The sequence below is a fragment of the Streptomyces sp. NPDC013457 genome (assembly GCF_043089925.1).
Taxonomy (GTDB): Bacteria; Actinomycetota; Actinomycetes; order Streptomycetales; family Streptomycetaceae; genus Streptomyces.
Genome location: NZ_JBICBL010000016.1, coordinates 16,638 through 42,985, shown reverse-complemented (window position 1 = coordinate 42,985; position 26,348 = coordinate 16,638). Strand labels below are relative to the sequence as shown.

The 26,348-nt window shown below is 69.8% G+C and carries 23 protein-coding genes and 5 pseudogenes; 16 read left to right on the top strand and 12 right to left on the bottom strand.

Annotation, left to right across the window (positions count from 1 at the left end):
• Positions 1–174 precede the first annotated feature (174 nt).
• The 4 genes from ACF1G2_RS32855 to ACF1G2_RS32840 are packed head-to-tail and all read left to right on the top strand — an operon-like array spanning position 175 to position 4,392.
• Positions 175–885 (top strand): SDR family NAD(P)-dependent oxidoreductase, encoded by a 711-nt coding sequence (locus ACF1G2_RS32855; RefSeq protein ID WP_391801805.1) that lies wholly within the window; start codon positions 175–177, stop codon positions 883–885.
• Positions 882–2,093: a lycopene cyclase family protein gene (locus ACF1G2_RS32850; protein ID WP_391801804.1), complete on the top strand. Its 1,212-nt coding sequence runs from the start codon at positions 882–884 to the stop codon at positions 2,091–2,093. The genes ACF1G2_RS32855 and ACF1G2_RS32850 overlap by 4 nt, the downstream gene beginning before the upstream one ends.
• On the top strand, positions 2,093–2,824 hold the full coding sequence (locus tag ACF1G2_RS32845; RefSeq protein ID WP_391801803.1) for a class I SAM-dependent methyltransferase: 732 nt from the start codon (positions 2,093–2,095) through the stop codon (positions 2,822–2,824). Before ACF1G2_RS32850 ends, ACF1G2_RS32845 begins: the two co-directional genes overlap by 1 nt.
• Complete coding sequence (locus tag ACF1G2_RS32840) at positions 2,821–4,392, top strand: FAD-dependent oxidoreductase (protein ID WP_391801802.1); 1,572 nt, start codon at positions 2,821–2,823, stop codon at positions 4,390–4,392. Before ACF1G2_RS32845 ends, ACF1G2_RS32840 begins: the two co-directional genes overlap by 4 nt.
• 60 nt (positions 4,393–4,452) lie before the next feature.
• Here the strand turns inward: ACF1G2_RS32840 and ACF1G2_RS32835 are convergent, their stop codons facing one another.
• From ACF1G2_RS32835 to ACF1G2_RS32820, 4 genes are read right to left on the bottom strand one after another with little or no spacing between them, the layout of a single operon-like run.
• Positions 4,453–5,463, bottom strand: a complete 1,011-nt coding sequence (locus ACF1G2_RS32835; RefSeq protein ID WP_391801801.1) for a DUF5914 domain-containing protein — start codon at positions 5,461–5,463, stop codon at positions 4,453–4,455.
• Positions 5,460–6,458, bottom strand: a complete 999-nt coding sequence (locus ACF1G2_RS32830; RefSeq protein ID WP_391801800.1) for a phytoene/squalene synthase family protein — start codon at positions 6,456–6,458, stop codon at positions 5,460–5,462. The genes ACF1G2_RS32835 and ACF1G2_RS32830 overlap by 4 nt, the downstream gene beginning before the upstream one ends.
• Complete coding sequence (crtI, locus tag ACF1G2_RS32825) at positions 6,445–8,016, bottom strand: phytoene desaturase family protein (protein ID WP_391801799.1); 1,572 nt, start codon at positions 8,014–8,016, stop codon at positions 6,445–6,447. Before crtI ends, ACF1G2_RS32830 begins: the two co-directional genes overlap by 14 nt.
• The gene (locus ACF1G2_RS32820) at positions 8,013–9,155 is read right to left on the bottom strand and encodes a polyprenyl synthetase family protein (RefSeq protein WP_391801798.1); all 1,143 of its coding nucleotides are present in this window, start codon (positions 9,153–9,155) and stop codon (positions 8,013–8,015) included. Before ACF1G2_RS32820 ends, crtI begins: the two co-directional genes overlap by 4 nt.
• 390 nt (positions 9,156–9,545) lie before the next feature.
• Here ACF1G2_RS32820 and ACF1G2_RS32815 point away from each other — a divergent pair.
• Together ACF1G2_RS32815 and ACF1G2_RS32810 are read left to right on the top strand one after the other, a co-directional pair.
• Positions 9,546–9,794, top strand: a pseudogene (locus ACF1G2_RS32815) (DNA starvation/stationary phase protection protein); the annotation flags it as partial.
• Positions 9,795–9,904: 110 nt separating this feature from the next.
• Positions 9,905–9,988, top strand: a pseudogene (locus ACF1G2_RS32810) (DUF3140 domain-containing protein); the annotation flags it as partial.
• A gap of 154 nt (positions 9,989–10,142) precedes the next feature.
• Here the strand turns inward: ACF1G2_RS32810 and ACF1G2_RS32805 are convergent.
• Positions 10,143–10,418 (bottom strand): isoamylase early set domain-containing protein, encoded by a 276-nt coding sequence (locus ACF1G2_RS32805; protein ID WP_391801797.1) that lies wholly within the window; start codon positions 10,416–10,418, stop codon positions 10,143–10,145.
• 359 nt (positions 10,419–10,777) lie between these two features.
• Complete coding sequence (locus tag ACF1G2_RS32800) at positions 10,778–11,167, bottom strand: hypothetical protein (RefSeq protein ID WP_391801796.1); 390 nt, start codon at positions 11,165–11,167, stop codon at positions 10,778–10,780.
• A gap of 922 nt (positions 11,168–12,089) precedes the next feature.
• Here ACF1G2_RS32800 and ACF1G2_RS32795 point away from each other — a divergent pair.
• Positions 12,090–12,500, top strand: coding sequence for a hypothetical protein (locus tag ACF1G2_RS32795; protein WP_391801951.1), 411 nt, complete (start codon positions 12,090–12,092; stop codon positions 12,498–12,500).
• Between the two features lie 188 nt (positions 12,501–12,688).
• On the opposite strand, the gene ACF1G2_RS32790 is transcribed toward ACF1G2_RS32795, so the two are convergent.
• The gene (locus ACF1G2_RS32790) at positions 12,689–12,880 is read right to left on the bottom strand and encodes a hypothetical protein (RefSeq protein ID WP_391801795.1); all 192 of its coding nucleotides are present in this window, start codon (positions 12,878–12,880) and stop codon (positions 12,689–12,691) included.
• Between the two features lie 392 nt (positions 12,881–13,272).
• Between ACF1G2_RS32790 and ACF1G2_RS32785 the strand changes: the two are divergent.
• Positions 13,273–14,341 (top strand): annotated as a pseudogene (locus tag ACF1G2_RS32785) (zinc-binding dehydrogenase).
• 43 nt (positions 14,342–14,384) lie between these two features.
• Positions 14,385–14,711 carry a hypothetical protein gene (locus ACF1G2_RS32780; protein WP_391801794.1) on the top strand — a complete coding sequence of 109 codons (327 nt, stop codon included), beginning with the start codon at positions 14,385–14,387 and terminating at the stop codon, positions 14,709–14,711.
• Here the strand turns inward: ACF1G2_RS32780 and ACF1G2_RS32775 are convergent.
• Both ACF1G2_RS32775 and ACF1G2_RS32770 read right to left on the bottom strand, forming a co-directional pair.
• A pseudogene (locus tag ACF1G2_RS32775) lies at positions 14,678–15,435 on the bottom strand (IS5 family transposase). The gene ACF1G2_RS32780 and the pseudogene ACF1G2_RS32775 overlap by 34 nt on opposite strands.
• Positions 15,436–15,659: 224 nt before the next feature.
• A complete protein-coding gene (locus ACF1G2_RS32770) occupies positions 15,660–15,977 on the bottom strand; it encodes a helix-turn-helix transcriptional regulator (RefSeq protein ID WP_391801793.1) in 318 nt (105 codons plus the stop codon).
• Positions 15,978–16,096: 119 nt separating this feature from the next.
• Between ACF1G2_RS32770 and ACF1G2_RS32765 the strand changes: the two genes are divergently transcribed.
• Both ACF1G2_RS32765 and ACF1G2_RS32760 read left to right on the top strand, forming a co-directional pair.
• Complete coding sequence (locus ACF1G2_RS32765) at positions 16,097–16,465, top strand: STAS domain-containing protein (RefSeq protein WP_391801792.1); 369 nt, start codon at positions 16,097–16,099, stop codon at positions 16,463–16,465.
• Positions 16,466–17,395: 930 nt separating this feature from the next.
• Positions 17,396–18,256, top strand: coding sequence for an SAM-dependent methyltransferase (locus tag ACF1G2_RS32760; protein ID WP_391801791.1), 861 nt, complete (start codon positions 17,396–17,398; stop codon positions 18,254–18,256).
• A 293-nt stretch (positions 18,257–18,549) separates the two neighbouring features.
• Here ACF1G2_RS32760 and ACF1G2_RS32755 read toward each other — a convergent pair whose 3' ends face one another.
• Positions 18,550–19,002 (bottom strand): MerR family transcriptional regulator, encoded by a 453-nt coding sequence (locus ACF1G2_RS32755; RefSeq protein ID WP_391801790.1) that lies wholly within the window; start codon positions 19,000–19,002, stop codon positions 18,550–18,552.
• 28 nt (positions 19,003–19,030) lie between these two features.
• Here ACF1G2_RS32755 and ACF1G2_RS32750 point away from each other — a divergent pair.
• Positions 19,031–19,795, top strand: a pseudogene (locus tag ACF1G2_RS32750) (methyltransferase domain-containing protein); the annotation flags it as partial.
• Positions 19,796–20,685: 890 nt separating this feature from the next.
• The gene (locus ACF1G2_RS32745) at positions 20,686–22,212 is read left to right on the top strand and encodes an RICIN domain-containing protein (protein WP_391801950.1); all 1,527 of its coding nucleotides are present in this window, start codon (positions 20,686–20,688) and stop codon (positions 22,210–22,212) included.
• Between the two features lie 51 nt (positions 22,213–22,263).
• Here the strand turns inward: ACF1G2_RS32745 and ACF1G2_RS32740 are convergent, their stop codons facing one another.
• A complete protein-coding gene (locus ACF1G2_RS32740) occupies positions 22,264–22,770 on the bottom strand; it encodes a hypothetical protein (protein ID WP_391801789.1) in 507 nt (168 codons plus the stop codon).
• A 46-nt stretch (positions 22,771–22,816) separates the two neighbouring features.
• Positions 22,817–23,911: a hypothetical protein gene (locus ACF1G2_RS32735; protein WP_391801788.1), complete on the bottom strand. Its 1,095-nt coding sequence runs from the start codon at positions 23,909–23,911 to the stop codon at positions 22,817–22,819.
• Between ACF1G2_RS32735 and ACF1G2_RS32730 the strand changes: the two genes are divergently transcribed.
• The 3 genes from ACF1G2_RS32730 to ACF1G2_RS32720 form a co-directional block, all read left to right on the top strand.
• On the top strand, positions 23,901–24,269 hold the full coding sequence (locus ACF1G2_RS32730) for a hypothetical protein (protein WP_391801787.1): 369 nt from the start codon (positions 23,901–23,903) through the stop codon (positions 24,267–24,269). The genes ACF1G2_RS32735 and ACF1G2_RS32730 overlap by 11 nt on opposite strands.
• A gap of 50 nt (positions 24,270–24,319) precedes the next feature.
• Complete coding sequence (locus ACF1G2_RS32725; protein ID WP_391801786.1) at positions 24,320–25,039, top strand: hypothetical protein; 720 nt, start codon at positions 24,320–24,322, stop codon at positions 25,037–25,039.
• 67 nt (positions 25,040–25,106) lie between these two features.
• A partial coding sequence (locus ACF1G2_RS32720) for an RICIN domain-containing protein (protein WP_391801785.1) occupies positions 25,107–26,348 on the top strand: 1,242 nt, incomplete at its 3' end.

Genomic DNA, 26,348 nt, shown 5'->3' with positions numbered 1-26,348 from the left:
ACCGGCGACCGGATCGGTGCACGGTGCGCCGGCGCCGGGCAAAGCTCAGACCGTATGTCGGCTTTAAGCTCAGGTCGTATGTCGGTTTTGCGCAGCCGCATCCGTGGGAGGTCTCCCGCCCGAAGAGTTCATCGACTGTACGTGACCTGCCGACCCGTACCCCTGGAGCCAAGTGTGGAGCTGAGCGGCGCACGTGTCCTGGTGGCCGGTGCCACCGGCGTCCTGGGCGGTGCCATCACCGCGGAGATCGTCGGCCGCGGTGCTCGGGCGGCCCTCGCCGGACGAGATCCGCTTCGGCTGGCCTCCGCCGCACACGCCTACCCAGGCGCCCCGACTGCCCGGTTCGACGCCTACGACCCCGGGTCGTGCGCCAAGGCGGTGGAGCAGGCGTCGGCCGCGCTCGGAGGACTGGACGCCGTGGTCGTCGCCTTCGGAGCGGTGGCGTTCGGTACGGCCGGGGAGGTCGGCGACGAGGTCGCGGAGCACCTCATGGCCGTCAACCACCTCGCCCCCGCCGCGTTCTTCCGCGCCGCCCTCGACGTCCTAAAACCCGGTTCGGCGATCGCCGCGGTCACCGGCGTGGTGGCGGAGCGCCCGCAGAAGGGGATGGCCGACTACAGCGCCTCCAAGGCCGCACTGCGCGCCTGGCTCGAGGCCGTGCGCCGCGAAGCGCGGACGGTCGGCGTCGGGGTGCTCGAGATCCGGCCCGGCCACCTGCACACCGGCTTCTCCGACCGTCCCGTGGCCGGTACCGCCCCGCCGCTGCCCCCGGGCGGCGACCCGCGTCAGATGGCCGCCGCCGTCGCGGACGCGCTGGCGGCCGGCGCCGAACTCCTGCGCACGGACCCGGCCGGGATGCCCGTCATCGAGCGGCGGGCCCGGTGACACCTGCCTCCACCGACACCTGCGAGGCGGCCGTCCTCGGCGGTGGCGCGGCCGGACTCAGTCTGGCGTACCACCTGGCTCGGACGGGTGCCGGATCCGTGACTCTCGTCGAGCAGCCGGACGGCCCGCTCCGCCCGGCCGAACGCACGTGGTGCTACTGGGGCCAGGACGACACCGACCTCGGCGACGCCGTCAGCGCCTCCTGGTCACGGCTGCGCGTGCACGGACCCGACGGCCGGGACGTGACCGTCGACCCGACCCCGTTCACCTACCGCATGGTGCGTTCCACGCCGTTCGAGCGCATGGTCCACTCCTGCCTGGAGCGCTCGCCCGCCGGGCGCGTACTGCGAGCGACGGCAGTCGAGGTGCGCGACGTGCCCGGGGGCGCGGAGGTCCGGTGCACGCTGCCCGGAGGCCGCCCCCTGACACTGCGCGCTCGCCGGGTCTTCGACTCGCGGCCGCTGCCGTCCCTGCCCCCTGCCCGGACGCAGTTGCTTCAGCACTTCCGTGGCTGGTTCGTCCATACCGCCACCGAAGAGTTCGACCCCATGGTCGCCACCCTGATGGATTTCCGTGTGCCGCAGCCGAGTCACGGGCTCGCCTTCGGCTACGTCCTGCCACTGGCCGCCGATCGGGCACTCGTCGAGTACACCGAATTCTCCCGCGCGCCGTTGACCACGTCGGCGTACGAGGCCGCACTCGGCCACTACACCCGCGAGATCCTGGGCCTGCGGGCGTTCACCGTCGGTACGGCGGAACAGGGGGTCATCCCCATGACCGACGCCCGCTTCCCCGGGCGGATCGGGCGAGCCGTGTACCGGATCGGGACGGCGGGCGGTGCGACCCGCCCGTCGACCGGTTACACCTTCGCAGCCGTGCAGCGTCAGAGCCGGGCCATCGCCACGGCGTTGCGCGACGGCCGCGACACGCTGCCCCCGCCGCACGGGAGACGAGCGCTCGCCATGGACGCGGTGCTGTTGCGGGCGCTGGACACAGGACGGATCGACGGCCCCGCCTTCTTCACCGATCTCTTCCGCCTTACGCAGACGCCCCGGCTGCTGCGTTTCCTGGACGGCGCGACCTCGGTTCACGAGGAGTGGGGCATCGGACTGCGCACACCGGTCGGTCCGATGCTCCGTACCGCGGTCGAAGTGCCCTTCCTTTCCCGCCGTGCCCACACCGTCCCACGGACTGGAGACACCCCCTGATGACACTGCTGCGCGACGACGACCTCTCACGCGCCTTCGACCACGCGTCCCGTACGTACGACCGTCTGACGGCTCTCAACCCCGGATACCGGGCCGACTTGCTGCGCTCGGCGCGACGGCTCCGCCTGCCCCGAGAAGGAGCGGGGCTGCACATCCTCGATCTCGGCTGCGGAACCGGTGCCTCCACCAAGGCCCTCCTCGACGCGGCGCCCCGGGCCCGGGTCACCGCCGTGGACGCGTCGGCGGGCATGCTGCGCCGCGCGCTGGCCAAGCCCTGGTCCGCCCGCGTGCGCTTCCTCCACCTGACCGCCGAGGACGTCGTCGCGGAAGCCGAGGGCCCCTTCGACGCGGTGTTCGCCGCGTACCTCTTCCGCAACGTCACCGACCCGGACGCGGTGCTCAAGACCGTGCGGACCCTGCTGCGTCCCGGGGGACGTCTCGCCGTCCACGAGTACAGCCTCAGCGGCTCGCCGGTGCACCGCGCTCTGTGGACGGCCGTCTGCCGGGCGATCGTCATCCCGGCGGGCACGCTCACCGGCGACCGTGCCCTGTACGACCACCTCTGGCGCAGCGTCCTCGCCTTCGACACCGCCCCCGCATTCGCCGGACGTCTGACAGGAGCCGGCTTCACAGGAGTGCGTGTCGCCCCCGTCGCCGGATGGCAGACGGGAATCGTGCACACCTTCCTCGCCCGTAACGGATCGACGACGGCCGAGGAGCGCGACCTGTGACCGGCGCCGTGCCTGGAGCCGCGCGGCGAGGGCGTGACCGCAAGGCCGACGTTCTCGTGCCCGTACCCGGCAGAGCGAGGTTCCCGGAAGGCGACGAGCCGTCGGTCGCCGTGGTGGGCGGCGGAATCGCCGGCCTTGCCGCGGCGACGCTGCTCGCCGAACGCGGTGCGCGCGTGACGCTCTACGAGAAGAACGGCTCGCTGGGCGGCCGGCTCTCCGGATACAGCACGAGACTGGCGGACGGCTCCCAGGCGACGATGACGCGCGGGTTCCACGCCTTCTTCCGCCAGTACTACAACCTGCGAGGCCTGCTGCGCCGTACCGATCCTTCCCTGGCACGCCTCATCCCGCTGTCCGACTATCCCTTGCGGCACAGCGGCGGCCTGACCGACAGTTTCGCGCGCGTTCCCAGGACACCTCCGTTCAGCGCACTCGGATTCGTCGCCCTGAGTCCGACCTTCGGCTGGCGGGACCTCGCCGCCATGGACGCCCGGGCGGCGCTGCCGCTCCTCGACGTCCGCGTTCCCGAGGTGTACGAGCGCTTCGACGAGATCACCGCCACGGAGTTCCTGCGGACCGTGCGCTTCCCGGAAGCCGCGAACCACCTCGCGTTCGAGGTGTTCACGCGCAGCTTCTTCGCCGACCCCCGCGAACTGTCCGCCGCCGAACTGCTGCTCATGTTCCACATCTACTTCCTCGGATCCGCGGAGGGCCTGCTCTTCGACGTGCCGAGCGAGCCCTTTCCCCAGGCGCTCTGGGAACCGCTCGGCGACTACCTCCAGCGCCTCGGCGTGAGCGTCCGGACCGGTGCCCCCGTCCACGACGTCCTCGCGCGTCGCGACGACGCCGGAGCGGATGTGCGCACCGACACGGGAACGGACCACCACGACGCCGTCGTCCTCGCCCTCGACACGGAGGGACTGCGACACATCGTCTCCGCATCACCGGGCCTGGGCACCCCCGCCTGGCGAGACGGCATCGCCGGACTGCGCACGGCGCCCCCGTTCCTCGTCTCCCGGCTCTGGCTGGACCGGCCGGTACACGCGGACCGGCCGCCCTTCCTCGGGACCAGCGGCTTCGCGGGACTGGACAACATCAGCATCCTGGAACGGTACGAGGGCGAGGCCGCCCGCTGGGCCGCGCGGAACAGGGGCTCGGTGGTCGAGCTGCACGCCTACGCCGCGGACGACGCCGCGGAGCCGGAGAAGGCTCAGCGCATGCTCGTCGACCAGCTGCACCAGGTGTATCCGGAGACCCGCGACGCACGCGTCGTCGACGCCCGGCACGAATGGCGCTCGGACTGCCCGCTGTTCCTCGTCGGCACACACCGACTGCGTCCCACCGTGCGGACGCCCTACCCGTGGCTGACGCTGGCCGGGGACGTGATCCGCTGCGACCTCCCCGTCGCCCTCATGGAACGGGCCGCCACCACCGGCTTCCTGGCGGCGAACGCCCTTCTCGCCGACTGGGGAGTGAAGGGCCAGACCCTGTGGACGGTTCCCCGGACGGGCCGTTCGCCCGTGCTCAGAGCACTCGCGGCGGTCGCGGGACGCCGGCCGACCGACTGAGCGACGGCCCATCGACGCCCGAAGGCCGCCGGCGGCAGACAGCCCGCCGGCGTCCTTTCGTCAACCGGGGAACCTCCCCGTGCTCCGCAGCAGCCAGCGACGCTCGGCATAGGCCAGATCGTCGCGCCACAGACGTGCCGCGGCACGGCGCATGAGCGGGCGCAACACCGGGGCGGCGGTCCGGGCCAGCGCGAAGCCCTGCCGGTCCGACGTCGCGACGACCGCCTCGACGACGGCGGTCCGAGGCCGTTCGGCGTCCAGAGCGGTCAGCGGCGTCGCGTGCGTCTCCACGACGGACGAGGCTCCCTCACCGTCGGTGATCCGCATGACGACCGTGCGCGGTTCCGGCGCGGTGAACTCGGCCCGCACCGGAACCACCAGACGCCCCGCCACCCGGAAGGAGACATCGACGACGAACGCGTCGTCCACGTCGTCCTGCGGCTCACGTACCACCGCCAGGTCCACGAACGAGTACGGATGGAACCAGGACCCGTGCCACGGGTCGAGCCGGTTGGCCACCACGTCCTGCGGCTCGCACCTCCCGACCACGGTGAACACGGCGTCCACCCCGCGGCCCGTCGCGGGCCGCACCGGAACGACCGGGCGCTCAGCGGGCTCCTCGCCCCCCACCGCGTCCATCCGTACCCACACAAGGACTCCGTCGTCGTGGACGGGGAACGGCTGCCAGCCCGCGAACGGCGAACCGTTCAGAGCCAGGCCGTGCCAGTGACAGACCAGCGTGCCGCACACCACCCGGCTGTCGCGCAGAGGAGCACCCAGATGCGGACACACGCCTTGCCCCGCGTGCAGGACGCCCGCGTCCGAGCGCCAGAGCACCACCTCCACGCCACCGACCGTCCTGCCGTACGGGCGTCCCGCGGCGGCCATCTCCCGTGAGGAACCGACCACGAACCAGTTGCCGGAGGGACGGGCGGACGCACGCTTGAGCGCGTCCATGATGAGCGCCGGCCGCGCCTGCCGCCAGGTCGGTTCCTGCGTCGCCCAGCCCGGGCCACCACGCCGACGCCGCAACGGAGGCGTCCAACGTGCCCCGCCCCTTCGCTCACTCACCGCACCACCCCTTTCCGCTCGCCGGCAGCCGGGGCCGCCGCTGCCCGCGGGGCTCCGGCGAAGCGACCCTGCCACCGGGCGCGTACCACGTGCAGCGCACCGGTTGCCGCGGTGGCCGCACGACGCCCACGGGACACCACCGCACGACGATGCACCACGGTGTAGTCCTGCGCCGCGATCGCGTCGAGAATGCCGCCGTAGAGAGTGAACGCCGTGCGGATACAGGGACGTACCCGCGGGTCGAGCATGGCGATGCCCGGTTCCGCCGCCCGGTACTCGTCCCTCGTCATCGCTTCCGCGGCGACGAGGGCCCTGCGGATCCGCGGATCGCCGCGCCCGGTGCGACGGCTCCACTCCAGGAGGGACCTGTCCACACCATGCGCGGAGAGCAGATCGCCGGGCAGGTAGATGCGCCCGCGGTCGAGGTCCTCACCCACGTCCCGCAAGAAGTTGGTGAGCTGGAACGCCACACCCAGAGCCGCCGCATGCGGGGCCGCATCCTCACGGGGCACGACCGTGCCGAGTACCGGCAACATCTGCAGACCGATCACCGCGGCCGAACCATGCACGTAGCCCTGCAGCGCGGCATAGGTGGGGTACTCGGTGACACTCAGGTCGGCACGCATCGACGACAGGAAGTCGGCGAAGAGCGCAGGCTCGATGTCGTACCGGTGGGCGGTGTCGGCAACGGCCCGCACCACGGGTTCGTCTCCCTCGCCCGTCCGCAGCCCCCGCTCCAGGTCGTGCTCCAGACGGCTGAGCAGACGGTCGCGCTCGGCGGGTGCCTGGAACCGGTCGAGATCGTCGACGATGTCGTCGGCCCAGCGGGCGAAGCCGTACAGCGCGTGAACAGCCGAGCGGCGTTCCAGCGGCAACAGCCGGGTGGCGAGAAAGTAGGTCCTGCCGTGACGGGCGTTGAGCCGCCGGCACCTGGCGTATGCGGCGCGCAGCGCGGGATCGGTGATCCCCGCCGCCTCGAGTTCACGACGGGTCATCAGCACCTGCCTGGGTCGGGGTGGCGAGTACGGGCGGCGAAGCCGGAGGCGGACGCACGGCCACGTACCGACGGCCGGCACCGCCTGTCACGCGCGCGGCGGCGAGCTTGCCGCTGATGAGTACCGTGGGGACGCCGACGCCCGGAGTGGTTCCGCAACCGGCCAGCACCACGTTCTCCACGCCGCGCACGAGGTTCCGCGGCCGGAACGGTCCGGTCTGGACGAAGGTGTGGGAGACCGAGAAGGGACTGCCCGCCGCGTGCCCCTGCGCCGTCCAGTCGAAAGGGGTCACCAGCAGCTCCTCCTGGACGCTGTCCGCGAACCCGTCCAGGCCCCGGCGCTCCAGTTCGCCGACCAGGCGGTCGCGGTAGAGCGGGCCGAGGTCCCGCCAGGCGGCAGCCGACGGGCCGACCGTGGTGTTCGGGCACGGGGCCAGGACGTAGTGCAGATGGCGGCCGGGGGGTGCGAGGGCGGCATCGTGCGAGGTCGGGCGGGTGATCAGCAGGGACGGATCGCTCATCAACCGCCCCGACCGGGTCAGTTCGTCGAAGGTGCGCTCCCACGCGGCACCGAAAGAGAGGGTGTGGTGGGAGAGGTGGGGCCAGGTGCGGTCCGTGCCGGCGTGCAGGACCACCGCGGACGGTGAGTACCGAGTCCTTGACGGGCGCCAGGGCGTACGTCCCAGCAGCCGGTAGGCGGAGGGGAGTTCACACGTGAGCACCACCGCGTCGCACGGGATCCGTTCGCCCGTCGTCAGGCGAACGGCCCGCACACGGTGTGCCGAGCGCTCCAGAGAGCCCACTTCGGACGTCCAGCGCAGCTCGGCGCCGGCCTTCGCGGCAGCATCGGCCAGTGCGCGCGGAATCGCGTGCATCCCTCCCTTGGGGAACCAGACACCTGCGACGGTGTCCATATAGGCGATCACGGCGTAGGCCGCGAGGGCACGAGCAGGAGCGACACCGGCGTACAGCGACTGGAAGGAGAAGACCCGGCGCAGGCGGTCGTCGGAGAGGAAGCGGCCGATCCTGCCGTCCAGTCGGCCGAACCCGCCGAGCGCGGCCAGACGCGCAAGGTCCGGGCTGAGCAGCTGGAAGGGACTGTCGAAGTTGGTGTCGATGAAGCGGCGCATCTGCGCCTGGTACAGACGCTCCAGCCATGTCCGCAGGTCACGGTAGCCGGCCGCCTCCGCCGGTCCGGCGAACCGTCGTACCTCCGCCTCCATCGCTTCTCCGTCGGTGTGCACGTCGAGCGAGGAACCGTCGGCGAAGCACGCCCTGTATGCCGGATGGAGGGCCACCAGTTCGACGTGACGGTAGAGACTGTCACCGACTGCCGCGAACGCCTCGTCGGCCAGATGCGGCATCGTCAGCACCGTCGGACCCGTGTCCACCTGGTATCCGCCCAGGTCCAGACGGCCGGCCCGACCGCCCGGACCTGACTCGCGTTCCACGACGGTGACCCGGCGGCCGGCACCCAGCAGGTGCAGGGCACAGGCCAGCCCCGACAGACCGGCGCCCACCACGACGACGTGATCCGTCGGCCCCGCCACCGTCCTCACGCGACCTCCTCCGCGCACCGCGGCACCACGCCCGATGCCCGAGCGACCAGGGCGGCGAACTCGTCCCGCACGCTGGGGCGGGCGCCGGTGCGCTCGAAGTGCAGGAGACTCAGGCCCGCCAGTTCGCCGATCTTCGCCTCCACCACCGCCCGGGCCCCCGTCCTCTCCAGGGCGGTGCGCATACGCTCCACGGCCCGCTCCGACCCCGTTTCGGCGCCCGGAGCGAGGGCTGCCGCGGCCCGAGAATCCCCGCCGGCCTCGGCAAGTTCGAGCGCGACCGCCAGGAGGTAGGTGAGCTTGCGCGAACGAAGATCGTCACCTGTCGGCTTGCCGGTCAGAACGGGGTCACCGAAGGCGCCGAGAAGGTCGTCACGGAGCTGGAACGCCAGCCCGGCGCACCGACCGGCCGCCCGCAAGGCGTCCAGTACGTCCTCGTCGGCCCCCGCCAGCGTCCCGCCCAGCGCGAGCGGGCGGGCCACCGTGTACAGGGCACTCTTCAGGGTCGCGATGGCAAGCGCCTCCTCGACTCCGGACGAACGGGCCGCCTGAGCGTGCAGGTCTCGGTACTGACCGGCCACCATCTCGGTGCGCACCGCCCGCCACTCCTCGACCAGCCGCGCGCCCTGCGGCGTACCGAGCGCCGTGTCGGCCAGCAGATCATCCGCCCACACCAGGGCCAGATCACCGGCGAGCACGGCGGCCGAGGTCCCGAAGGACTCGGCGGAGCCGTGCATGCCCGCCGCCCAGTGCCTGCGGGCCATCTCGACGTGCATCGCGGGGGCACCCCTGCGGCGTAGAGATCCGTCCATCACATCGTCATGGACGAGGGCGCACGCCTGGAGCAGTTCGAGGGCGGCTCCCACGCGGAGGACCGCCGTGTCGTCGCCCGAGCCGCCCGCGGCGAGCCAGCCACACGACGCGAACGCGGTGCGCAGCCGCTTTCCACCGCGGGACACCAGAGCTGCCACACGGTCGGCCACATCGCGGGCGAAGACCGGATCGACCGCGCGGGACTGGTGCAGTCGCTCGTTCAGGACTCTGTCGAGGACGGTGGCCGCCGCGTCCTCAGCGCCGAGCACGGTTGGAGTATCGGCAACGCGTTCAGCCGTCTCGGCCAATGTCGGCGGCAGTCCAAGCATGCCTGACCTCTTCTCACTCCCGGCTAGCTGCACGTCGGTGCTTCTGTCGAAGACCTTCATACGGATGCGTTGATCTCTGCCCGGCACAGGCCGGTCCAGGGGCGTACTCACTCCGGTGGCCCACAGACGAGGAGCACACGGCGGTCTGCCGACTCTCGCGCGCTCCCGCAGCGACCTGCCGGGTTCCTGCGGATCCGCTGGGTTCCAAAAGCGCCGGGACAGCGCGATGCACACGACACAGGGCCGGGCAGAGGTGAGGACCTTCCGTTCTGGTCGTGAGCGTGCCTACCACTCGACCGGGGGTCCATGGCGACAGGACTGTACGGAGGCTTCCGACGGGCGGCCGAACAAGGGGGATGGTTGCGTGGCCGCGAGACATCATCCGTTACGAACCTGGGCGCACTGGACCTCGTCTACACCGAGATCGTCAAGGACCACCGGGCTGCCATGCAGGCCACCGAGTCCTCCGACCCCGTCACCCAGGACATGCTCATCGAGCAGCTGCGTGGGCTCGAGCTCTTCCAGTGGTTCGTGCGCGCTCACCTGGAGAACAGCGGCGGCCGGCTCAGCACCGCCCGCGCCACCACGGAGCAGGCCGCCGCGCGCCAGGCAGCCGAGCAGGCACGCGACCAGCCGTGAACCCGTCCAGAGGAGAGAGGCGTGGCGAAGGACAAGGACGTCAGCAGGGCCGACAAGGTCGCGTGGAGGAGCCACGGAGAGAGTGAACATGTCTCCGGCCCAGCCGGATCGGCCAGAGCGAGAACGGTGGTGAAAGCGTGGGACATGCCTCGGGACGGCGCATCGTCGAACTGCTGCGCACCAAGAAGGCCGAGCGAGCTGCTCCGAAAACAGGGCTCCGACGCAGCTGGCTGGTCCATTTCAGAGTGCCGGATCTGGAGGGAGCAGTCGGTCCGGTGGGGGCCGCCGCGCTCCCGGGCGGGCACGTCAGTGGCCGGGCACCAAGCGGTGCCCGGCCACTCGCTTATGTCAGGTGTACAGGCGACTGTTGGTGCCGTCGTGGCTGTCGGCCTGCTCTTCGTCGAACCAGTAGTCGCCTGCGGCCAGGTAACGGAAGGAGTGCACGCCGCTGCCAGGCAGGGCCACGGTGACCGCGCGCGTCCCGTCCTTGCGCGGTGCCAGGGTGTGGGCGCCGGGCTGCCAGTCGTTGAAGTCACCCACCACGCTGACCGGGCCGGGAGGCGTGTCGGCCGGCAGGACGAACGTGACGTGAGTGCGGCCCTTGGTCTGCTTGCGTTCCAGCACGGAATCTCCTGGCTGCAGGGTGATCGGTGGGGGCCATCCTCCAACTGGCGGCGGCGACAGCTGCCCGACGCGACCATGGGCCTGGCTCACTTCACTCACCCAGCGGTGAACCGACGTGTGCGCGCCCCGTGATCATGGTCGCGGTGGCAGGCGGGCGGAAGGGGCGGGTAGTCGCGGTCCAGGCGGGATGCGCGGGTCCGGACCGCCAGGTGCGGCTGACGATCCTCGGGTGATGGGTTCCGAACACGCCGGTGTGCCGGCACGGGGCGCATGGGCTCGGCGCCACGAACACCTCGAGGCTCCGGCGCGCGAAACCCGTGCAGGGTGAGGCAGTGCAGCTGTGGGCCTCTCGGGCGGTTCTAGTGCGGCTCGCGTAGCAACGCGGCGAGGGCCGCGGCGAGTTCCACCGGCTCCACGGGCAGGGTGACCGTGGCGTCGGCGAGGCTCCAGCGAGCCAGCCAGGCGTCCTGCGGCCGGCCGATCAGGAGCAGGACCGGCGGGCACTGGAAGATCTCGCTCTTGATCTGCCTGCACACACCCATACCCCCGAGGGGGACCGCCTCGCCGTCCAGCACACAGACGTCGATCCGGCTACTGCCCAGTGCCTGCAGGACCGCAGGCACGGTCGCGCAGTCGACGAACGCCACGGGCGGAATGTCGGATGCGGGCCTGCGCCCGGCCGCCAGGCGGACCTGTGCCCGGGTACCTGCGTTGCTGCTGTACAGCAGGGCCGTGGCGCTCGATGGCATCTCTTCTCCGTGTGCCAGGGACGGGCCGCCCCGGGCGGCCAGTGCCGGGCCGGCCGGCGCAGCTGCCCAGGAAGCTTCAGAGTTATGGTTCAAACTTACACAAATAGGGTATTTCCGCATGTTCGGCACAGTCGGACGCCCATCCCTTTCGTATGGGCAGGCGACATCAGGGCGCGGCGGTGAGAGCCGATGACTGAATGCAAGATCCCCGACTATCGCACCGGCCATCGTGGTCGGCACTGGACACATGCGCTGCGCTGCGCTCAGAAGAAGGGAGCCGTCATCGTCACCGATGAGACGGAGGAACCCGTGACCTACGCGCACGAGGACTCGGGGCCCGGTCGATTCAGGCCATGGATCAGCACCGCAGGTTCCCGCTACGACAGCCACGAAGTCCACCCCGAGTGGTGACGGCCGGGCAGGCCGCCCCCAGGCGGCGGCCTGCCCGCTGGCCGGAGAAGCCTCGTCTCGTAGCCCGCACTCCGCCCGTGCGGCGCGGGCTCGGCGTCACCGGTTCCCCTGGGCTGTTCCACATCATGACCGAGCAGCGGGCAGACCTCCGATCCGGTCGGACCGGGGGACCGGGGGAGCGGGTACGCAGGCGGGAGACCGTCCAGATCGCCGATCGGACCGTCGACGGCCTCCGGCTGTACGGTGTCTCGATCCTTCACTTTCAGCATGTGTGCGGCTGGTATGGCCGGGCAGAGGCGCTGGTGAGCGGGCGGCCGCGTCCGCGGTCCTCCCTATGGGCGGGCATAGGTCGCTCGCTCCCACCGCAGACATCAAGTCCACCAGACGTGCCTCGGCGGATCCTCGGGTGTTCTGCCCAGCGGACCGCTCAGTACGCGCCAGAGGCAGTCGCTTCTCCCGGGATCACCTGCCAGATCTGTCTGCACCCACCGCTAGAGTGACGTGCGTGGACATGGGGAGAGTCATCGAGAACCTCGCGGAGGAAGCCGAACGGCTGATCCGTGAACGGGTGTGGGTCCCGACGCACGACGACCGTGCCGTCGCCGAGAAGGCGGCCGCCGAACTGCAAGCCGCCATCGGCACTGCGCAGTCCCAGGAGATGCTGCCCGAGGTCGACCGGCTGGCACACCTGAGGGAAGCGCTCGCCGCCCTGGCCATCGCCCTCGCCCACGTCCACGGACGCCTGGCCTGGTTCCTCGGCGCGGCTGCCACCACGTTCACGCCGGTCCTGCACTGGCGCGCCCTACCTGCCGAAGGCGGCTCCACCTTCGGTGCCGTCACGCCGGAACCCCAGCAGTACACGGAAGCCGAAGACGCGATCCGCCGACTCCAGAGCACCCTCACCGGCATCACGGCCGCCTGACACCACCTCAATCAGCCCAGGCACGGTATCCGGCTTCCACGTGGTTGGCCGCGACTTCTTGGCGGCCACCACCTTCTCGGCTGCGATCTTCGTGTTCGGCCTCATCTTCGAGTCGGTGCGCTACTCGCCGACCTGAGCCCCGCAGGCCGGCGTGCAGCGGGAGCGGCTCCCGGGCGGCTGTTCTGCCGCTAGTCCGAAGGGAGCCGCCCGGCGAGGTCGTCGGCGAGCCGATCGGCGGCGTACCCGATATGGGTGGTGTCAAGGGTGCCCAGCCGCTTCAGGTAGCCGATCGCCTGGCGGACTTCGGCTGCGGTAAGCAGCGGCAGGCGGGGTTCGTCGGTGTTGAGGTATTCGCCGTTGACAGGCTCAGCGGTCTTCATGAGGTGCTCAACTCTCCTCAGGCGTGGCAGGACACGCGGTACTTGCGGGAAGCGCTTCAGGTGTGTGAGCGGGAGGGGTGGGCAGAGGCCTGGTGAGCGTGCGGCTGTCGTCTACGGTCCATGCCCCTATGCGTGGGCGAGGGCCGCACGCTGCTACCGGCAGACGCGCCGGACAGTGCCCTTACGCAGACGCTGCGGCAGCCCGTCCCCCTGCGACTGCCACACGCTGCCGGCGTCGCTCGCCGAACCCGTCGGGAAGCGCCCGGCGGAGTCTTGGAACACGGCTCCCGGGGGCGGCCATCTCGAGTTGCTTGCGCCCGGCATTCGGTAAGCGGCGCTACGGCGCGGGTGGACGGCGAGCGGTGGGACTCTGCCCGTGAGGAGGTCGAGCGGTGGGTGTACCTGAGTCGATGCGCGCGGTGCGCATCGTGGCGCACGGTGGGCCTGAGGTTCTTGAGCTCGTCGACGTGGCCGTCCCTGTCCCACAGGCAGGAGAGGTGCTGATCCGGATCACCGCGGCGGCGCTGAACAACACTGATCTGTGGACCCGTGAAGGTGCCTACGGCCTGCCGGGAGACCCGAAGGCGTTGTCGGGTTGGCGAGGCCCGATCGACTTTCCGCGGATCCAGGGCGCCGATGCGGCGGGCCGGATTGCGGCGGTCGGCGCCGGCGTGGACGCAGAACTCGTCGGGCGCCGTGTGGTCGTCGATCCGGCGATCTACGACGCCTTGGGGCCGGACGCCAATCCGATGGGCCTGATGGGGAGCGAACGCGACGGCGGGTATGCCGAGTACGTGACCGGGAGGGTGGAACGCGTGCACGACATGACGGAATCCCCTCTCACGGATGACCAACTCGCGACGTTGCCGACTGCATACGGCACGGCGCTGGGCATGATCGAACGAGGTCGGCTGCGGGAGGGGGAAACCGCCCTCGTCTCGGGGGCGTCCGGTGGTGTCGGCCTGGCGCTGGTGCAGATCGCCCGTGCGCGTGGTGCGAGGGTGATCGCCCTCAGCAGCGGATCCAAGACCGATCCGGTGCCCGAGGCAGGCGCACACGAAGCCGCCGACCGCGGGTGAGATGTCGCCGAGCAGATCCGCGTTGTCGCCCCGAACGACATTGATGTGGCGCTCGACGTGGTCGTCGGCGAGCTGCTCGCGGTAGGTCTGCCGCTCTTGCGCGAAGGCGGCCGGTGGGTCATCGCCGGCGCGCTCGCCGGCTACGAAGTGATCCTTGGACGTCCGCCGTCTCTATCTGCACAACGCACAGGTGATCGGCTCCTCGTTGCACACACCCGCCCACTTCGCCCTGCTGACGGACCTGGCGCGCCGGGCTGCGGTCCAGCCGGTTGTCGCTGCGACCTTTCCTCTGGACCAAGCCGCACAGGCACAAGAGGTAGTCGCACGCGGGGCACATGTGGGAAAGATCGTCATTCGCCCCTCAGAACTCCTCACGGAATGACCTCAGGACGCCTGTTGGTGGGCGCGGTTGGTACCGTCCCACTGTGACTTTGACTGACCTGCGGGATGGCTTTCGCGATGATGAACAGCGGCAGTGCGTCCAAGCAGTCGTGCACAGTCGTCTCGCTGATGACCGGGAGCAGCAGGAGTGTCGCTACCTGATGCGCTTCTGGTGGCAGCTGAGCATGCCGTACCAGGAAGTTTCGCTTGAGCAACTGCGCCTGAACGTCGGCAGGCAGAAGCTGGACGCCCTTGTGGAGCTGATCAGCGCCATCCGGTCCTCCCACGACGAAATCGATGCGTGGCTTGCCGCTGCGGAGAAGGCGTTTCCAGTGATTCAGGACCGCGGCTTCGGCTCGACCGGCGGCTGAGGCACGAGCTTCGCCAGGCGCCGCCAGCAGATGATGCAGCAGGCAAGCTTGAGGAAGGCTTCATGGACGTCGTCGCGGATCTCCCACCGGATCCGCAGGCGGCGGAATCAGTGCAGATGGGCGAATGCGCGCTCCACGACCCAGCGGCGGGTGCCGAGCCCGGAACCGTGCTCGGTCCCGCGGCGGGCGATCGTCGGGTTCACCCCAAGCTCCCACACGAGACGGCGGTACTTGACGTGGTCGTACCCGCGGTCACCAAGCACGACGTCCGGGCGGCGCCGGGGCCGGCCGCGTTTGCCCCGCACCGACGGAACGGCTTCGAACAGCGGAACGAGCTGGGTCACGTCATTTCGGCCGCACCCAGTGGCTTCGGTGATCAAGTGGTGCCTGCTGCCCGTTCCACCTCGGTCGACAGGGCTGCGTCCGGTCTTGGAGCCGCCTTCAACGCACAGGTGTGAGAGCCGTCGACGGCTGCCCAGGAGAAGTCCAGGGCGTTGGCGCTGCGGAGCTTGGCCAGGAGAGCCTCGTGCAGCCTGGGCCACACACCGGCCTCCGTCCACTCGGCCGGGCGGCGCCAGCAGGTCATGCCTGAGCCGAAGCCAAGTTCCTGAGGCAGGTGTTCCCAGGCGATCCCGGTATGCAGGACGAACAGAATGCGCTGGAACACCAGCCGGTCAGGATGCCGCTTGCGCCCTTTCGTTAGGAGCTCCAAGGGCTCCACCAGCGGCCGCTCGCACGGCGCATGCCTGTGTCGGCGCCGTGCCGCTTCCGGTCCCGACCGGATCGGCAAGCTGCGGCGATCAGGCAGCTCCATCGGGTTCCGCCACCCGATGATGTTCGATTCGGCAAGAACCGCAACGGCCCGCCGGCAGGATACGGGACCGGCCCGGCCCTGCCGCGACCGTGCCACGCACAGAAATCGGCCGCCCCCGGGCTCGGGCTCGGCGGCTACGGTGTGATCTCCATGCGGGGCTGGGGATCGGCGAGAAGTTCGAGGAGGCCGCCGATCTCCTGTCCTGCTTCGGCGGGATGCCGGAACACGGCGCCGGGGACCAGGGTGTAGCGGTTGCGCCGCCCGTCGCGGGCCCGCGTGAGGTACCCGGCGCCCTCCAGGTCGGCGACGATCGCCTGCACGGTGCGCTCAGTCACGCCACAGCTCTCGGCGACGTCCCGGAGCCGGACGCCCGGGTCGCGGGAGATCGCCAGCAGTACGCGGGCGTGATTGGTGAGAAAGGTCCATTCCGAGTGATCTCCACCTGCTGCCATGCCTCCATGATGCTCCAGGCCCCTCAACATGCGAAATGCATTTCATGAAACTGTTGACGTGCGACAAGGGAGAGAAGACACTCGATGCAGGCCCCCTCGTGCTCCCGGAGGTGTTGAAAATGACCCTGCTCCCCGGCCCCGCACGCCCGGCGGACTCCCGCACGGACCGTGAATGCCGCATGGACGTGTCCGTGACCCCGACCAAGACCGGTGCGCTCGTCACGGTCCGCGGAGAAATCGACCTCGACACCGCCACGGACCTGAGAACAGCCCTCCTCCACGTAGTGACCGCCTGCGATGAGCCCGGGACCGGCGTGGCTCTCGACCTCTCACAGGTCTCCTTCTGCGACTCCACGGGCCTCAACACGCTCCTGCGCGCCCGTCTGCATGCCCTGGACGAACGCCAGAACCTCACCATCGCGCACGCCAGCCCTGCCGTGACCCGACTCCTGGAGATCACCGGATCCGCGCACCTCTTCCGGCCATAGCACCCGTGTCGGCGGACACGTGAGCGGACAACCCGTACGCGGACAACGCTCGCTTTCAGTCGAGTTGTCGGTCGGCAGGTGCCACAGGCCCGGATGCGTCTGCGGTGAGTGGATCGCGGCGGTGTCATCGCTGCTGACGTTGACATGTCGCTTCGCCTCACCTGGCCCCGCTGGTGAGGCGAAGCAGCCTTCTCAGTCGACGACGGTGGTCTTGCAGGCCGCGGCGTACGACTTCAGGACGGAAGCGAGGTACCGGCAGAGCCTGGTGGCGGTCCACTCACCGACGCAGCGGGAGTTGCGTGTGTCGGGCAGCAGCCGGCAGACGTCTTCGTGGCTCCGCGATACACCAGCGGACGCCCAGGAGGGTGGAAGCGCCGACGGCACGTCGCCGGTGCACCGGCCGGCTCCCGCGATGAGCGCCCGGGCAGCCTTCACAGCCTGCCACGCCCCGCTCGCAGCGCAGGCCGCAGGCGGGGCACCGGGACATGATGAAGGCATGTCCGATCATGAAAACTCTCTGGCCGGGCTCAGGACCGTGCTTTACGAGGCGGAGGTCGCCCTGCACAACGGCGACGTGACTCCCCGACGTGCGCTCTGGTCGCGCACCGAGCCGGTGAGCGTCCTGGGGGCGTGGCGCAGCGCCGTGGGGAGCGCGGCGGCATACCACCTGTTGGTCCGCCCTGACCTGCCCGCCGGAGCAGGCAACCCGGGCCCGTCCGGGGCTGGGACGGTGCGTCCAGCCAGCCACGGACAGTGGGTGCAGTGCGGGACCCGACGGCTGACCGCCCACACGGGGGCTTCCGCCGTGGGACCGGGTCACCGCAGGCCGTCGTAGCAGTGCCGGCCGGGACTTCGGCCGGCCGGTTGCCCGGTGGATGGTTGGCTGGCTCGCGGGGATCGGCGGGGGCCGATGTGGGGAATGCACCCGTTATGACGGATGACCCCACGGACGCGCCCACCGCTCCAGACCATGAGGCGTCCACCCGCCACTACTACGACACCGGCGACGTCGACGCCTTCTACGACGCGGTGTGGGGCGGTGAAGACATCCACATCGGCGTCTACGCCCACCCGGAAGAGGCGATCGCGGACGCCTCTCGCCGTACGGTGCAGCACGCCGCGGATGGAATCGCGGATCTGCTGGGCCCGGACGCCACGGTGCTCGACCTCGGTTCGGGGTATGGCGGCTCGTCCCGCGCACTGGCCGAGCGGTTCGGCTGCCGGGTGGTGGCCCTCGATCTCAGCGAAGAGCACAACCGACGCCATCGCGCCGCCAACGCCAAGTGCGGTCTGGAACGTTCGATCGAGGTCGAGGCCGGCTCCGTGAGCCATCTTCCCTACGAGAGCGGACGCTTCGATGCGGTCTGGTCGCTGGAAGTCCTGTGTCACGTGCCCGACCGGCCCGACGCGCTGCGTGAGGCGGCGCGGGTTCTCAAACCAGGCGGGGCGCTGGTGTTCTCCGACATCATGGCCGCCGAAACGACCCCGCCCCAGGCCCTGCGCCCGGCGCTCTCGCGACTTGCCGTGGAAACCCTTGCCACGCCCTCGTTCTACCTGGAGCACCTGTCCCGACTCGGCCTGAAGGCCGAGTTCGAGGACGGCACCGAGCACCTGGTCACCCACTACGCGCGCCTCGATCACGAGGTACGCCACCGCACGGGCGAACTGCGCCGGGTCATCAGCGCTGCTTACCTCGACGAACTTCTCGACAACCTGCCTCTGTGGGTGGACATCAGCCGCCGGGGCATGCTGCGCTGGGGCCTCTTCCACGCCCGTCGCCCCGTGGTGTGAACGGCCAGGCCGCCGGGGAATCCGCGTGATGCGGGGTACCCGGCGGCGATGTGGGCGGTCACTGCCGGTGCTGACCGTAGGAAGCGCGGCTCAAGTGGTGGCGGGCGGCCGAAGTTCGACCCGGCCGGTTACCGCGAGCGCTACGGGTCGAGTGCGGCATCAACGGCTTCAAGGGGAATCGGGCCGTGCCCACGCGGTGTGACAAGCTTGCGGTCCGGTACGTGGCGACCGTCCTCGTCGCGGCCATCAACGAGTGACTGTGGCCGGCACATTCAACGTGCCTGCGCACGTGCTCAGTCGGGGACGTGGGCGGCCATATCCGTGCCGATGTGATCCGTCACAACCTGCTGGAACTGGGCGCACTGGTTGAAGTCCTCGTGATCACAGCCGAGGGCGCATTCGATGAGGTCGAGGGATGCCTGCGCAGCGGCGATACGGGAGCGGAGCGCCTTGGCTTCTGCGCGCAGGATGTTCCGTCGCTTCACGGCATCGGCGGTAGCGGTCAGCGAGCGGATGGTGTCGAGGGAGAGCCCTGCGTCCTTGGCGCGCTGGATGACGGCGACGCGTGTGAGGTCGGCGATCCGGTAGCGGCGGCGACCGGCGGAGTCACGTGCGGGGGCTAGGAGCCCCATCGACTCCCAGTGACGCAGGACGTGCGTGGCCAGACCGAGGCGTTTGGCGAGGGCCCCGATGCCCATCGAGTCACGCTCGCCGTCACCGGGCGCCTTTTGCTCGCTTGACTTCATGCCGACATTAAGTCCCAGTCTGGTGCTCATGACCAGGGAAACGGAACAGACGCCCCAGCCGGCGACCGACCTCGTAGCACGGCTCGACGCAGCGGACCGGCTGCCGGGCGCCGAGTCGCTGAGGGCTCGCTCCTATGACTTGCTCGGCGCCGATCCCGGAACGTCCGTGGTGGACGTGGGCTGTGGCGCCGGACGGGCGGTGGCGGAACTGGCCGAACGGGGCGTGAAGGCCGTCGGTGTGGACCCGAGCGAGCGGATGATCGCCGTCGCCCGTAGCCGGTGGCCCGAGGCGGACTTCCGGATCGCGGGAGCGTACGGGCTGCCGCTACCGGACGCCTCGGTGGACGGTTACCGGGCCGACAAGGTCTTCCACGAACTGGACGAGCCGGAGCGGGCGTTGGCGGAGGCCCGCAGGGTTCTCGTGCCTGGAGGGCGGATCCTGCTGGTCGGCCAGGACTGGGACACCTTCGTCATCGACTCCGACGATCCGGCCCTCACCCGCACCATCGTGCACGCCCGCGCCGACCTGACCGCCGGCCCGCGTGCTGCTCGCCGGTACCGCAACCTGCTACTGAACAGCCGGTTCGGCGATGTGACGGTCGAGGTGCACACAGGCGTCTTCACCGGGTCGGCGATGTTGCTCTTGCTCACCGGACTGGCCCAAGCAGCCTGCTCCTTTGGTGCCGTTACGCGCGAGCAGTCGGACAACTGGATCGCCGAGCAGCGTTCGCGGGCCGAGGCCGACCGCCTCTTCCTGGCGCTGCCGATGTTCGTGGCAGCGGCGACCGCACCCCGCGTGAGGCAGCGATCACCTGACCAGGCGTGGGTCGGAGCCGCGCCCAGGCCCGCCCCGCAGCAGGACAGCCACGGCAGCGTAACGAGTCGGACCTCTTCTTCGATACACGCCCGGCCTATCTTCGAACCCTGAGCACCAGGTCAGCCTGCGTATGTTCCGTTGGACGTCGGCAGTTGGCCGTGGCCCTGGCCTACCGGCCCGGCCGTATCGCCCCCGGGCCTATCGAGCCCGCGGCGCCGCCTGGGGGTGCGGCGCCTTCGCAGCGGGGGTGTCCGACCGAGAGGCGGTACGCGCCGTGGGTGCGCCGTTGCACAGGCTCTGGCGGTACTCCGAGAGGCTCGGCGGAGTGATCTTTACTAGATGGCGGGTTGGCCGTGCACCGGCGTGAGCGTGTCCGGGCGGTGGGCGCCGTGGTCGTGATCGGGCCGAAATCGAGATGGTGGTCCGCCGTTGTAGTGGTCCGGGGAAAACGTTCCCTCCTGGGTGGCGGGTGCGGGTGTCGTGGCTAGAACTTGATCACTCACCGGTATGAATGCGGAATTACCCCTCTGTACGTGGACAGGCTGTCGTCGGTTGCCAGAGGGCAGCCGGCAGAACTCAGGCGGTGGTTCATGGCCTCAACGGGGCTCGTGGGGAGGGCGCGGCGTGACGTGTCCGACGGGTCTGGCGTGAAGCGTCCGACGGGTCTGGCGGGGTGGGGTCCGCCGTGGGGGTTGGGCGAGTTCTGCGCGCCCGTCGCCGGGGAAGCGGTCGCTCCACGAGGAGGTCTGCGACTGCCCCGGAGGGTCTCGTCGATGCTCCTTGCGGCGGCGGTGACCGCGGCGGCCGGACGGTATCAACTGACGACTGTCTGTGGCAGGCGGTCGGTGAACGGTGAAGGAACGACGATGAGCACTGCCCCCATGGAAGCCGCGGAAGGCGAGCGGGCCGCCCCTGCGATCACCACGGTCGCGGGTACCGGGGTCGCCGGATTCGCAGGAGACAACGGGCCTGCCGTTTCGGCTCAATTGAACCGCCCCTACGGGATCGCGGTGGACCGCGACGGGACTCTCTACTTCGCCGACTTCGGCAGCCACCGGATCCGTAAGATCACAACAGACGGGAAGATCAGCACGGTCGCGGGAACCGGGGCCGCGGGGTTCAGCGGGGACAACGGTCCTGCCGTGTCGGCCCAGCTGAGTTCGCCGCGTGAGGTTGTGCTCGACAGCGCCGGCACTCTCTACATCGCCGATGCAGGCAACCACCGGATCCGGAAGATCACGACCGATGGGAGGATCAGCACAGTCGCCGGCACGAACACTGCGGGCTTCAGCGGTGACGGTGGTCCCGCTGCTGCCGCCCGGTTGAACGGCCCGTTCGGGGTGGCCGTCGACAGCGCCGGGACCCTCTACTTCTCCGACTATCACAATAACCGGGTCCGGAGGATCACAGCTGACGGGAAGATCAGCACGATCGCGGGGAACGGGGTCGCGGGATTCAAGGGAGACGGTGGACCCGCGACTTCAGCCCAGTTGAACGGCCCGCACGCAGTGGCGGTCGACAGTGCGGGCGACCTCTACATCGTCGACTTCGGCAATCACCGGGTCCGTAGGGTCGCGGCCGACGGGCAGATCAGCACGGTCGCCGGTACGGGCACCGCGGGCTTCGGCGGTGACGGCGGACCTGCGGCCTCCGCAAAGGTGGCGGGCCCGGTGGGGGCGGTGGTGGACAGCACCGGCACGCTCTACATCGCCGACTACCGCAATCACCGGGTCCGTAGGGTTGCGGCCGACGGGCAGATCAGCACGGTCGCCGGTACGGGCACCGCGGGCTTCGGCGGTGACGGCGGCCTGGCCGCCTCGGCCCTGCTGAACAACCCGATTGGGCTCGCTGTGGACTGCGTCGACACGCTCTACATCGCCGACTTCGTCAATCACCGGATTCGGAAGATCGCGTCGGCGAGGATGGCCGGGCTGCCCGAGTCGGGCTCGGTGGTCTCCTGGGCCAATGTCCGCAGCAGGCTGCGCATGGGAGTGCACCGGGAGTCGCTCAAGGACGGGGCCGAGATCCACCAGGTGCTCGCAGCCGCCCGGGATCACCAGCGGTGGCGGCTGGTCGTGGCGGGCCAGGAGGACGGCGATGTGCTGTACCGGATCGAGAACGTGCGCAGCGGCAAGGTGCTGGAGGCTCTCGGAGCGCAGGAGACGGCCGGGGCGATGGTCGCGCAGCGCGCCTACGAGGGGAGCGAGGCATACCATCAGCAGTGGCGGCTGATCCCGGTGGGCTCACCGGACGGCACGCCGCGGGTGTACGAGATCGCGAACCGCAACAGCGGTCTGCTCCTGCGCGTCGACACCAACGCCCGTGCGGCGGTCAAGCAGGACGGGGCCGAGGGCGACCACCAAAGCCGACAGTGGCAGCTGCTGCCCGTGTGAAGCCTGAGGGTGCAGGGGCGGCTTCGCCCCTGCACCCTCACGAACCTGGAACTACTGGGAAGCGGACGGCTTCTCCGCGGTCGCCTTGGGCGCCTTCGGGGCCTCGGGCGGCTTCGGGGCTTCCGGCGTCTTGGGCGGCTTGGCGTAGTCGCTCTTCTTCGGCCTGTTCTCCAGGTCCTCGTCCTTCTGGAGACCGCCGTGTTCCGTGACTGTGGTGCTCCCTTCCTGCATGCCGGCGGAGGCCGCCTGGGTCACCGAGCCGGGATCCTGGGCGTACTGGGCCTGTGCGCCGGCGGATGCCTGGGTGGTCTGGATGAAGGAGCCGAGGAAGCCAAGAACGGCCCGAGCTTCGGGACAGGTTTCCTGCACGATCTTCGCGCGGGAGGAGGCGCCGTGGATGGCGTTGTTGAACAGGCTGGCGCTCGTGTCGTCGTAGGTGTCGTCGTCGCAGTCCTCGAAGTCGACGCCCTCGCCCGGGCGGGGCTTGGCGGTGTCGGTGGTCACGGAGAAGAGCCCCGCGCCCTTGCCGGCGGAGTTGAAGATGTTGTCGAACACCATGGTCGTCACCTCTGGTCGTCGTCGTCGTCGCGGCGGCGCCGCGCGGTCAGGGCTGCTTGTGCAGCGTCTGCTCGCTGACGGCCAGGGCCTCGCCGTCGAGCATCGTGTGGTGGACCTCCAGGGCGGAGACGACCTCGGCCAGCCCTTTCATGCGGAAGCCGCCGGGTGCCAGGCCGATGTCAGCGATGCCGCGGGCGACCACCTGCTCCAGGCCGGGATAGTCCCCGGGTTGCGGGGGAGACAGCACCGTCACCGGCACGTCGTACCGCACCGCGACCAGCCCGGAGAAGGTCACCGGGATCTCGTAGGAATACTGCTTGCGGTTGCGCCGCTGCGTGACCATGGTCTGCACGCGGGAGTTCGGCGGGACCTTGCCGGAGATCTGCGACTTCGAGGCCCAGCTGGTGTTCAAAGAGCCCCCGACGGTCGCCGCGATGCCCAGGGCCAGCTGTGCGTTGAGCGACGCGTTGCCCGTGGCGCTGCCGCTCGTCGTGAACCCCACCGAGTTGGTCATCGTGTTCGACGCGGAGTTCGTCGCGGAGGTGCTCGCGGACGTCTCGGTGGTGTTGGCGTTGTCGACCCCGACGCTGTCCTTGCTGTTCTTGTTGGTCACCGTGTTCGCGTTCTTGTTCGCTGCCCCGTTCTGGCACGACGCCGCGAGCTGCGACTGGAGGTCCAGGCGGAGCTGGTTCTGCAGCTGCAGCTGGAGGGACGCGCCGATGCTGCCGCCGAAGGTGAGTTTGGCATCCCCGTGCAGCGACCACGTCACCCCGTTCGAGACGGTGAAGTCGACCGCGTCGGTGAAGGTCATCTCGGACTGACTGCGGTTGACGTAGGTGCGTGAGGAGAAGGTGTCGGGCGGAGGCTGGCCGATGTCGCCCCGCACCTCGATCAGCGGCTCCCCGAGATTCATGTAGGCGAGCCAGCCCAGATCGAACGCGGTCCCGCCGAAGGCCCCGAACCTCGTCTTGTTCACGGAGAACCCGACGGGCTTGTGCTGGACACCGTAGTCGTCGACGTAGACCAGATTGGGGTGGTTCAGGATGGACTGCCAGGTCTGCTCGATGTTGAGTTCCCGCAGGTTCTTCTTCGTCAGCGGCTGACGCTTGGCCTGTACCAGGCTGTACGCGTTGGAAGGCATCTACCCGTCCTCGACTATTCCGTCCGAACCGCGCCCGGTGAAATGTGAACAGAAATCTGCGCAGGTTCCGGCAGCCAAAAGTAGCGCCCCCGCCGGGACCCGGGAAAGTGGAATCAAAACGTCACACCCCATCGAGTGGTCGATTTTCGGCGATGACTTCCGAAACGCCGAAGGTGTGACCTTTCTTCACCCCCATCACTCGATCGATGACTTTCCGATACTTCCACCCGTAGGTACCGTGACCTCGGATGTTGCCATGAACGAGGCCCTGGCCTCAGTCGTCCACTGTGTTTCGGACGCCTTCCTGCCGAAAGCGATCGGGACCCTGGCAATGTCGCGTGACAGAGCGCTGTATTGAGCCCCAAAGGCATTCTTCTGCCCCAACTCAGAACACGTGAGGATTTCGCGATGTACACCCAAGAACGCACGACGATGTCGAATCTGGTGGTCGGCGGCCCGGTAGCGGTGAACAGCTACGACAACGCGATCGTGGCCGCTCTCGTCGAGAACCGGCCGGTCATGCTCGTGCACGCCTTCAACGGCGGCTACCTGCGCCCCGCCGAACTGAGGGAGGAGAGCCACGACAAGGGGGTACAGCTGGCCACCGCGCTCGACCCGGACACCAAGGAGGCGCGAGGCCACCTCTGGTACATCACCCCCGCCGGCTTCTTCGGGCAGCGACCGCTGTACTTCATCGAGAGCGCCGCGGGCCAGGTATCGCCCCAGCCTCCCCTTCCGGGCGCGGCCGACGCCGGGCGCGGCGACGACGGCACCCCCAAGCCGCAGCGCAGGCGCATCACCGTCCACCAGGACGCCCCCAAGAGCACCGCCGACACCGTCCAGGTAGGCCTGCCCGACAAGGTCGGCGACAAGTGGCGCGGCAAGAACGGCGCCCCCGAGGACACCCAGCTCTGGGTCGTCACGGTGACACCGTGGGGCGGGATCACCTTCGTGCCCATCACCCACCCCGAAGCCATCCTCGGGTTCAAGGACTACGCCGTGACACCCAACAGCGAGGTACGGCTCACCTACAACTGGGGCGGGGACTTCACCGGAACGGTCATCAACACCTTCTACCCACGGCTGCCCAGCGAGTGGAACGTCCCCTACCACCACGTCTTCACGTGATCCGCGGCCCCCGCCGCGCCGCATCCCTCCTGAGCCAACGCCCGAACCGCCTGGAAGAGGCCCAACGATGCCCCTGCCCACGGAAGAACTGAAGCTGCTCATCGTCAACGCCGCCACCGGCAAACCCCTGGGCGCCCCCGCCGCGCGGGACGCGGACGGAGCGCTCGTCGTGCGCGACTTCCACGACGGCGGACCGCTCCCGCACCAGTGGCAGCTCCTCCCCGCGCAGGACGACCACGCCTACGTGATCCGCAACGCGAACGGCGGCAAAGTCCTCGACGACCCCGCCGCCGCAGACCGCAGCGTCCGCCAGGGAACGGCCGCCGCCGGCCGGAAGAGCCAGCAGTGGCACATCGTCCCCGTGGACGGCGAAGCAGGCTGCTACTTCATCGAAGGCGCCACCGACAGCGCCGTCCTCGACCTCGCCGACGCCGGCCAGGACGAGAGCGGCATCGTCCTGCGCGAGTACGACGACACCGCGCCGAGCCAGCGCTGGCAGTTCGTCCCGGCCGAGCCCGAACGCATCAGCGATCCCGTCCTGCGCTGGGCACCGCTGGACCACTGGAACGGCCGCCGCTCCTGGCGGCTGGCCGACTCGGCCGCCCTGCGCCCCGCTCCCGGTGCCACGCCCTCCTTCAGCGACATGCTGCTGGTCCTCGAACAGTTCGGCAGCGACCAGAAAGCCGGAGGGTGGAAGAGCGCCGGAGCCGCACGCTCCCCCAGCGGGCAACCCGTGTGGTGGGCCGGCCTCGGCGAACGATTCCTCGCCGACACCACGGGAACAGGCCGAGCGGACATCGTGGCGCTCAAACCCGCGAAGGGGGTCGTGACCTCGTCCAGCAGGACAGACGGCACGTTCGAGGACGAGGAGCGCGTCCTGCATCCGCCCGCACCCTCTCCGAGCCCCAAGGACCTGTGGACTCTCGTGGACACCACGGGCGACGGCCGGCCCGACGTCGTCGTACTCGGCGCCAACGGCGTCCACGTGGCCCTCCAGGACGAAGAAGGAGTCTTCGCACCGCTCCCCGGCGAGCCGGCCCTGAAGGCGTTCGGCCACCAGGAGGAGGCGGGCGGGTGGCTCGCCGACAAGCATCCCCGCTTCCTCGCCGACACCACCGGCAACGGCAGGCTCGACATCGTCGGCTGCCACGACGACGGCGTCTGGATCTCCCTCCAGGACGAGGAAGGATCCTTCGCACCGCTCCCCGGCGAACCGGCCCTGAAGGCGTTCGGCCACCAGGAGGAGGCGGGCGGGTGGCTCGCCGACAAGCATCCCCGCTTCCTCGCCGACACCACCGGCAACGGCAGG

What these genes read in the sequence shown, in the direction of transcription:
- ACF1G2_RS32735 (WP_391801788.1), bottom strand. Translation starts at nt 23,911, where the DNA reads ATGCCTTCCAACGCGTACAGCCTGGTACAGGCCAAGCGTCAGCCGCTG.
- ACF1G2_RS32765 (WP_391801792.1), top strand. Translation starts at nt 16,097, where the DNA reads ATGACCCTGCTCCCCGGCCCCGCACGCCCGGCGGACTCCCGCACGGAC.
- ACF1G2_RS32830 (WP_391801800.1), bottom strand. Translation starts at nt 6,458, where the DNA reads ATGACCCGTCGTGAACTCGAGGCGGCGGGGATCACCGATCCCGCGCTG.
- ACF1G2_RS32740 (WP_391801789.1), bottom strand. Translation starts at nt 22,770, where the DNA reads ATGGTGTTCGACAACATCTTCAACTCCGCCGGCAAGGGCGCGGGGCTC.
- ACF1G2_RS32790 (WP_391801795.1), bottom strand. Translation starts at nt 12,880, where the DNA reads ATGAAGACCGCTGAGCCTGTCAACGGCGAATACCTCAACACCGACGAA.
- ACF1G2_RS32725 (WP_391801786.1), top strand. Translation starts at nt 24,320, where the DNA reads ATGTACACCCAAGAACGCACGACGATGTCGAATCTGGTGGTCGGCGGC.
- ACF1G2_RS32770 (WP_391801793.1), bottom strand. Translation starts at nt 15,977, where the DNA reads ATGGCAGCAGGTGGAGATCACTCGGAATGGACCTTTCTCACCAATCAC.
- ACF1G2_RS32800 (WP_391801796.1), bottom strand. Translation starts at nt 11,167, where the DNA reads ATGCCATCGAGCGCCACGGCCCTGCTGTACAGCAGCAACGCAGGTACC.
- ACF1G2_RS32755 (WP_391801790.1), bottom strand. Translation starts at nt 19,002, where the DNA reads ATGAAGTCAAGCGAGCAAAAGGCGCCCGGTGACGGCGAGCGTGACTCG.
- ACF1G2_RS32820 (WP_391801798.1), bottom strand. Translation starts at nt 9,155, where the DNA reads ATGCTTGGACTGCCGCCGACATTGGCCGAGACGGCTGAACGCGTTGCC.
- ACF1G2_RS32795 (WP_391801951.1), top strand. Translation starts at nt 12,090, where the DNA reads ATGGGGAGAGTCATCGAGAACCTCGCGGAGGAAGCCGAACGGCTGATC.
- ACF1G2_RS32760 (WP_391801791.1), top strand. Translation starts at nt 17,396, where the DNA reads ATGACGGATGACCCCACGGACGCGCCCACCGCTCCAGACCATGAGGCG.
- ACF1G2_RS32845 (WP_391801803.1), top strand. Translation starts at nt 2,093, where the DNA reads ATGACACTGCTGCGCGACGACGACCTCTCACGCGCCTTCGACCACGCG.
- ACF1G2_RS32745 (WP_391801950.1), top strand. Translation starts at nt 20,686, where the DNA reads ATGAGCACTGCCCCCATGGAAGCCGCGGAAGGCGAGCGGGCCGCCCCT.